At 58.5% G+C, this 5,265-nt stretch carries 7 protein-coding genes; all 7 read right to left on the bottom strand.

Annotated elements, in window-relative coordinates; all coding sequences use genetic code 11:
* On the bottom strand, positions 1-568 hold a 568-nt coding region (locus AC3B8H_RS18255; protein ID WP_488442969.1), incomplete at its 3' end, for a histidinol dehydrogenase.
* Complete coding sequence (hisG, locus tag AC3B8H_RS18250; RefSeq protein ID WP_488442968.1) at positions 565-1,197, bottom strand: ATP phosphoribosyltransferase; 633 nt, start codon at positions 1,195-1,197, stop codon at positions 565-567. The genes hisG and AC3B8H_RS18255, both read right to left, overlap by 4 nt.
* A 13-nt stretch (positions 1,198-1,210) precedes the next feature.
* Entirely contained in the window at positions 1,211-2,476 is a 1,266-nt protein-coding gene (gene murA, locus AC3B8H_RS18245) for a UDP-N-acetylglucosamine 1-carboxyvinyltransferase (protein ID WP_071158593.1), read from the bottom strand.
* A 28-nt stretch (positions 2,477-2,504) separates the two neighbouring features.
* A complete protein-coding gene (locus AC3B8H_RS18240; RefSeq protein WP_488442967.1) occupies positions 2,505-2,813 on the bottom strand; it encodes an STAS domain-containing protein in 309 nt (102 codons plus the stop codon).
* Positions 2,813-3,277, bottom strand: a complete 465-nt coding sequence (mlaD, locus tag AC3B8H_RS18235) for an outer membrane lipid asymmetry maintenance protein MlaD (protein WP_488442966.1) — start codon at positions 3,275-3,277, stop codon at positions 2,813-2,815. The genes AC3B8H_RS18240 and mlaD overlap by 1 nt, the downstream gene beginning before the upstream one ends.
* Position 3,278: 1 nt before the next feature.
* Entirely contained in the window at positions 3,279-4,061 is a 783-nt protein-coding gene (mlaE, locus tag AC3B8H_RS18230) for a lipid asymmetry maintenance ABC transporter permease subunit MlaE (RefSeq protein WP_488442965.1), read from the bottom strand.
* A 6-nt stretch (positions 4,062-4,067) separates the two neighbouring features.
* A complete protein-coding gene (locus AC3B8H_RS18225) occupies positions 4,068-4,895 on the bottom strand; it encodes an ABC transporter ATP-binding protein (protein WP_488442964.1) in 828 nt (275 codons plus the stop codon).
* Positions 4,896-5,265 lie beyond the last annotated feature (370 nt).

Here is a 5,265-nt window from a genome sequence, read left to right as displayed (position 1 = left end):
ACACCCGGTCCACGCCGGCCACGTACGCGGCGGCCAGCACCAGCGGATTGGTCTCGCCGCCCGGCGTCGGCACCACCATGATGAGTTCGCCGACGCCGGCCACCTTGGCCGGAATCGCGTTCATCAATACCGACGACGGGTAGGCCGCCTTGCCGCCCGGCACGTACAGGCCGGCCTTGTCCAGCGGCGTGACTTTTTGGCCCAGCAGCGTGCCGTCCAGCTCGGTGAATTGCCAGGACTGCAGCTTTTGATGCTCGGCGTAGGCCCGTACCCGGTCGGCGGCGGTTTGCAAGGCGATGGCTTGAGTGCTGGGCAAGGTGTCCCAGGCCTGCTTCAGCGCGCCGACCGACAATTCCAGTTCCGCGGCGGTTTTGAACGCCGTGCGATCGAAGCGGTTGGAGTATTCAATCAATGCCTGATCGCCGCGCTTGCGGATGTCGGCAATGATATCCAGCACGCGTTTATGGATGTCCAGGTCTTCGCTGGCGTCGAAGGCCAGGCGGGCTTGCAGGCGTTTTTCGAAGTCGGCGGCACTGCCGTCGAGTCTGAGCATCTTGATCGCGGTCATGCGGACCTCCGCGCTAAGGTGGTTTCGAATTGGTCAATCAAGGCCTGGATGGCTTGGTGTTTCATTTTCATCGCCGCCTTGTTGACCACCAGCCGCGAGGTGATGTTGGCGATCAATTCACGCGGCTCCAAGCCGTTGGCTTTCAGGGTGTTGCCGGTATCGACCAGATCGACGATGCAGTCGGCCAGACCGACCAGCGGCGCCAGTTCCATCGAACCGTACAGCTTGATAATTTCGGCTTGCACGCCCAGGTCGGCGTAATAGCGCTGCGCGGTTTTGACGTATTTGGTCGCCACTCGCAAACCGGATTTCAACGCCGGCGCGCCGACCGGCGCGGCGGTCATCAGCCGGCAACCGGCGATGCCTAAATCCAGCGGTTCGTAAAGGCTTTCCGCGCCGTGTTCCAGCAACACGTCCTTGCCGGCAATCCCCAGGTCGGCCGCGCCGTATTCAACGAAGGTCGGCACGTCCGTGGCGCGGATAATCACCAATTGCACGTCGGACCGGGTGGTTTGCAGGATCAACTTGCGGCTTTTGTCCGGGTCGTCGGTCGGCGTGATGCCGGCTTGCTCCAAAAACGGCAAGGCTTCTTCGTAAATTCGGCCCTTGGATACGGCGATGGTCAGCATGGCGGTGTCTTGGTTAGTTGGGAACGCGGCGGATAGTGGCGCCCAGTTGCGCCAGTTTTTCCTCGATATGGTCGTAACCGCGGTCGATATGATAAATCCGGTCCACCAAGGTTTCGCCTTCGGCCGCCAAACCGGCCAAGACCAAGCTGGCGGACGCCCGCAAGTCGGTCGCCATCACCGGAGCCGCTTTCATTTGTTCGATGCCGGTGCAAATCGCGGTGTTGGATTCCAGTTTAATTTGCGCCCCCATCCGTTGCAGTTCCTGCACGTGCATGAAGCGGTTTTCGAACACGGTCTCGGTAATCAAGCCGACGCCTTCAGCCACCGAATTCAGCGCGGTAAACTGGGCTTGCATGTCGGTCGGGAAGGCGGGATAGGGCGCGGTGCGCACCGTGACCGCTTTTGGGCGCTTGCCGTGCATGTCCAATTCTATCCAGTTTTCGCCGCAGGTGATGTCGGCGCCGGCTTCCTTGAGCTTAACCAAAACCGCGTCCAGAATCGTCGGATCGGTGTTTTTCAGTTTGACCCGGCCACGGCTGATCGCGCCGGCGACCAGATAGGTGCCGGTTTCGATACGGTCCGGCAGAATGTCGTAATGCAGACCGACCACACCGAGTTTCTCGACACCTTCGACGGTCAGAATATCGGTGCCGATACCGGTAATTTTGGCGCCCATTTTATTCAGAAAGTGCGCCAGATCGGTGACTTCCGGCTCCTTGGCGGCGTTTTCGATAATCGTCACGCCTTCGGCCAGCGTGGCGGCCATCAGGATATTCTCGGTACCGGTCACGGTGATTTTGTCCAGCACCAGTCGGCAGCCTTGCAAGCGCTTGGCTTTGGCGTGGATATAGCCGGATTCGACGGTGATGTCGGCGCCCATTTTGATCAATGAGTCGATGTGGATGTCGACCGGCCGAGTGCCGATCGCGCAGCCGCCCGGCAACGACACGTAAGCCTCGCCGAAACGGGCCAGCAGTGGACCCAACACCAGGATGGAGGCGCGCATGGTTTTTACCAATTCGTAGGGCGCTTCGTATTTATGAATGGTGCTGGAATCAACCTCAATGTTCATTTTTTCGTCGACGGTCAACCCCACCCCCATTTGGCCCAACAATTCCATCGTGGTGGTGATGTCGTGCAAGTGCGGGATGTTGCCGACGCTGACCGGCACTTCGGACAGCAAGGTGGCGGCCAGAATCGGCAAAGCGGCGTTTTTCGCGCCGGAGATTCTCAGTTCGCCGGTCAGCGGTTTGCCGCCGGTTATTAACAATTTATCCATGGATGTCTGCGAGGGTTTGGCGGCGCGATCAGCCGCGGTTGGCAAAATATTCGGTTTCGTCGAAACCGCTGAGTTTGGCGAGAGCCAGCAATTGCGCCGGCACGTTTTTGAAAGTCAGCCGCACCCGGCTGGCCCGGCTTTGCCGAATCCATTCGATCATCAACGCCAAACCGGCGCTATCGGTGGTGCCGACTTGGGCGAGATCAATGCAGATACTGTCCATGCCTTTCAGAAACTTAAACGATTTCAGGGACTGTCGGTCGATGCTGGCAAAGGTCAGATTGCCGGTGACGGCGTAGTGACCGGGCGCCAGTTCGGTCAGCGTCAACACGGCCATTACTTGCCTTCCGCCTTATTCATCATGAATTTACCGATCATTTCCTCCAATACGATGGCCGAGCTGGTGATGTCCAGCTTGCTTTTGTCCTTTAAAAAACTGTCCGATGAACCCGGGTCGATATTGATGTACTGCTCGCCGAGCAAGCCTGCCGTATAAATACTGGCGCCGGAATCCTCGGGCAGGTTGTCGTATTTGGCCTCGATGCGCATCTCGACGACCGACTCGTGGCTTTCGTGGTCCAGCGTAATCGCCGACACCCGACCAATGCGCACCCCAGCAATCGACACCGGCGATTTGACTTTCAGACCGCCGGAGTTTTGAAAGCGGGCAATCACGGTATAGCTGTCGTCACTGGTATAAGTACCCAAATTGCTGACCTGCAAGGCCATATAGAACAGCGCGGCAATGCCGCAGGCGACGAACAGGCCGACCAAGGTGTCCTGTGTCTTGGAATGCTGCATGTTAAATGTCTCCAAACATCAGTGCGGTTAATATGAAATCGAGGGCCAGCACCGAAAACGCCGAATTGACGACAGTGCGGGTGGTGGCGCGGCTTACGCCTTCGGAGGTGGGGATGGCGTCGTAACCTTCGAACAAGGCGATCCAGGACACGACGAAGCCGAACACCACACTCTTGACGACGCCGTTGACGATGTCCTCCTGAAAGTCGATGCCGGCTTGCATCTGCGCCCAGAACGCGCCGTCGTCGACGCCGAGCATGCCGACGCCGACCAGATGGCCGCCCATCACGCCGATAGCGCTGAACAAGGCCGCCAGCAGCGGCATCGACAGGAAGCCGGCGAGAAAACGCGGCGAAATGATCCGGTTGATCGGATCGACCGCCATCATTTCCATGCCCGACAATTGCTCGGTGGCCTTCATCAGACCGATCTCGGCGGTCAACGCCGAACCGGCGCGGCCGGCGAACAGCAGCGCGGAAACCACCGGCCCCAATTCCCGGACCAGCGAGGCGGCGACCATCACGCCCAGCGATTCCTCGGCGCCGAAGTCGGACAAAATGTTAAAGCCCTGCAAGCCCAGCACCATGCCGACGAACAGCCCGGAAATGGTAATGATCAAAAACGACAATACCCCGACCGAATACATCTGCTTCACCAGCAAATTGGGGCGGGCCAACACATCGGCGGTGCCGGTTAGAGTATGGATCAGGAAAAAACTGGCGCGGCCGAGTTTGGCGAAGCTGTCGCGGGTGAGTTTTCCCAGGTTTTGCAGGAGTTGAAGCATCGCTAATTACAATGAAGATTTGCCGGCCAGCAGGTCGTCCAAATAGTCGGGCGCCGGATAGTGAAAGTGTACCGGACCGTCCGCGTCGCCGTGCATAAACTGTTGCACCCAGGCCGAGTCCGACTGTTGCAACTGCTGAGGCGTACCCTGGCCGACGATCTTGCCTTCGGACAGCACGTAGATGTAGTCGGCGATCGCGGCGGTTTCCTGCACGTCGTGCGACACGATGATACTGGTCAATCCCAGCGTCACGTTCAGCGACTTGATCAAATGCACCAATGCCCCCATCGAAATCGGATCCTGGCCGGTAAACGGTTCGTCGTACATGATCATCAGCGGATCGAGGGCAATCGCGCGTGCCAGCGCCACCCGCCGCGCCATGCCGCCTGATAATTCGTTGGGCATCAGACGGCGAGCGCCGCGCAAGCCGACCGCGTGCAATTTCATCAACACCAGCGTGCGTATCATCGACTCCGGTAGATGAGTGTGTTCGCGCAACGGAAACGCCACGTTATCGTAAACGTTCATGTCGGTCAGTAAGGCGCCGCTTTGAAACAGCATGCCCATCCGCTTGCGCAATTCGTAAAGCTCGCGGGTTTTCAGGCGATGGACGTTTTGACCATCCACCAAAATTTGGCCCCGGTCCGGCGCCAATTGGCCGCCGATCAATTTCAGCAACGTGGTTTTGCCGGTGCCGCTGGGACCCATGATCGCGGTGATTTTGCCACGCTGTATGGACAGATCGACGCCGTCGAAAATTTTTCTGGTCCCCCTGGCAAAGCTCAAGTTGCTGACGGAAACGATATGGTTTTCGAGGCTTGAACTGCTGGGCATTGACGGAATTCGCGGACGGATATTAGATTTAAACGGGTTATTTTCCATGAGTCATCAAGCTTAAGTCAATGCAAGGCTTGGGAAAGTTCCGTTAAGCCACCGCGATAGACCATCGACCGCTCGGCGATTCAGCCCAAGCAGGCTCGAATCGGCCCGCGCCGAAGCTGGAAACTTAGCTAAGCCGACAGCAGGGCCACTGCAGCTTGCCCCGTAAGTGACCGCCGCCGTTGTTTGAATACTCGATCGCCACTCCAGCGTCCAAGACAACGCTTTACGCATCAGCCCAGCCGACCTTGGCGACGCGGAAGCTTTCCCAAGCCAATTTCCTCGCGGAGGATTATCGGCCGGCAGGTTCGACGCGGTCCGCCAG

The organism is Methylomonas sp. BG-2 (assembly GCF_057766305.1).
This window is presented reverse-complemented; position numbering and strand designations above follow the sequence as displayed.